The following is a 1,901-nucleotide window of genomic DNA, read 5'->3' on the forward strand; positions in this document are numbered from 1 at the left end:
GCCCACCCTCGTACCACCCACCCACCAGCTCCCCGGCGAGGTCGAGGCCGACGGCGTACGGATGGTCCTCCAGCCCGCCGCCGGCCTGCAGTCCCCGGCCGAGATGAACGTCTACCTGCCCGACCACAAGGTCCTCTATCTCACCGCCCCCGGCCTCCTCGGCGGCCTCGGGGACGTACGCGCCCGCCACCTCGACGAGACCCTGAAGGCCTTCAGCGGCGCCGCGGAGGTCGTGGCCGGGGCGTACGAGTGGCCCGGCTGGGGCGGGAAGGCCGTCACCGCCCGGCTCGCCGCCCGCCGGGACGCCTGGGTCAGGCGCCAGACCCAGCCCTCGAACCAGCCGTTCTACGCGCCCGGCTACGTCGGCACCGCCACCCAGGCCGCCCGCCAGACCTGGCTGCGCCTGCTCGGCCACGAGTTCGTCGCCGCCACCGACGCGGTCGCCGCGACCCCCGCCTCCGCCGCGACCGCCAAGCGGTACGTGGTGGCCCTGGGCGGCGCCGAGGCGGTGCTGGCCACCGCGCGCGAGGAGTACGACGCGGCGACGCCCCGCTACGAACGGGTCGTCGAGCTCCTCGACCACGTGGTGGCCGCCGCCTGCGACCCCACGACGGTCTCACCCGCCGTCCTGGACGCCGCCACCTCGCTCCAGGCGCTGGCGCTGACCCAACTGGGTTACCTCGCCGAGTACGGCCCGCTGCGCAACGCCTATCTCACGGCCGCCCTCGACCTGCGCCCCGGCCCGCGCCGGCCCGGCGCCCGCCCCGTCGTCGGCGACCTGGTGCACTACGCCAACCCGGCCCAGTACTTCGCCGCCCTGGCCGCCCGGCTGGACGGTCCCAGCGCGGCCGAGCTGCGTGATCCGGTCGTCCTGCTGTGGAACTTCACCAACACGGGCCAGTCGGGCGTCACGGTGCTGCGCGACGGCGTCCTCGTCTACACCGACACCCGCGGCGACACCATGCCGCCCGGCGTGGACAAACCGCACGCCACGATCGTGCTGACCCGCGACACCCTGGACCGGCTCCTCGCCCCGGGCACGGACTTCGCCGCCGGTTTCGACGAGGCCGTCCGCGCGGGCCGCGTCCAGATCGACGACCGGGCCCGGCGGACACGGTGTTCGGCTGTCTGCACCCGGCCGCCCCGGCCGTGAACTGAGCCCGGACACCGGCGGGGACGGCGGACGCCGGTCCGTCCCCGCCGGTCCGTCCCGGCCTACGGGTGCCGCGTCCTGCGGACGGCCCGGCCGGCCAGGACGTCCGTGCGCCGCCCGTCCTCGATGACGAACCTCCCGTCGATCAGGACGTACGGGATACCCGTGGGCAGGGTCCGGGGCCGCTCGAAGGTGGCGCCCGCCGCGACCGTCTCCGGGTCGAACAGGACGAGGTCCGCGCGGTAGCCCTCCCGGACCAGGCCCCGGTCGGTGAGCCGCAGCCGGGCCGCCGGGCGCGAGGTCAGATGCGCGACCATCTCCTCCAGGGGAAGGATGCCCAGGTCACGGGCGTAGTGGCCCAGGTAGTGCGGGAAGGTGCCGTAGGCGCGCGGGTGGGGCTTGGCGCCCTGGAGGATGCCGTCGCTGCCACCGGTGTGGACGCGGTGACGCATGATCGCCCGGACGTTCTCCTCGTGGCCCACGTGCTGGAGGATCGTCGGGCCGAGACGGTCGTCGATCAGCAGCCGGCGGGCCGTCGTCCACGGCGTCTCGCCGCGCTCGCGCGCGGACCGGGCGACCGTCCGGCCCACGAACGGCGCGAGGGCCGGGTCGCCCACGCCCGAGATCTCGATCGTCTCCCAGTCGATGGGCACGCCGTGGCAGCCGTCCGCCCCCACCACCTCCAGGTCGTGGCGGATCCGCTCGGCCGTCGCCCCGTCCCGCAGCCGCGCGAGCACCGCCTCGGGCC

The 1,901-nt window shown here is 75.7% G+C and carries 2 protein-coding genes; one reads left to right on the forward strand and one right to left on the reverse strand.

Annotation, left to right across the window (positions count from 1 at the left end; genetic code table 11):
* The coding region (locus ACJA3G_RS36045; protein WP_406557245.1) for an alkyl sulfatase dimerization domain-containing protein at positions 1-1,153 on the forward strand (1,153 nt) is incomplete at its 5' end.
* Between the two features lie 62 nt (positions 1,154-1,215).
* On the opposite strand, the gene ACJA3G_RS36050 is transcribed toward ACJA3G_RS36045, so the two are convergent.
* A partial coding sequence (locus ACJA3G_RS36050) for an amidohydrolase family protein (protein ID WP_406557246.1) occupies positions 1,216-1,901 on the reverse strand: 686 nt, incomplete at its 5' end.

The sequence above is a fragment of the Streptomyces sp. YS-3 genome (assembly GCF_045257485.1).
GTDB lineage: Bacteria > Actinomycetota > Actinomycetes > Streptomycetales > Streptomycetaceae > Streptomyces.